Annotated in this window: 1 pseudogene; it reads left to right on the forward strand. The window is 66.1% G+C overall.

Annotated features, from left to right (window positions below):
- Positions 1 to 257: pseudogene (locus SB753_RS38895) on the forward strand (sigma-54-dependent Fis family transcriptional regulator); the annotation flags it as partial.

The following is a 257-nucleotide window of genomic DNA, read 5'->3' on the forward strand; positions in this document are numbered from 1 at the left end:
GCGTGCTCGACGTGACGAGCCGCTCGCGGATGCTGCAGCAGCATTCGCTCGTGCTCGTCGGCATGTCGCGGCAGATGATCGAGAACCGGCTGATCGACTCGCGCTACCGGCGCGCCAATACCGTCCACTTCCATAGCCGCCCCGAATTCGTCGGCACGCTGCACGCAGGCAAGCTCGCTGTCGACGACGACGGCATCGTGCTCGCCGCCAATCGCAGCGCCTTGTTCCAGCTCGATCTGCGCTCGCCCGACCAGTTG

The sequence above is a fragment of the Paraburkholderia sp. SIMBA_053 genome (genome assembly GCF_046534895.1).
GTDB lineage: Bacteria > Pseudomonadota > Gammaproteobacteria > Burkholderiales > Burkholderiaceae > Paraburkholderia > Paraburkholderia caledonica.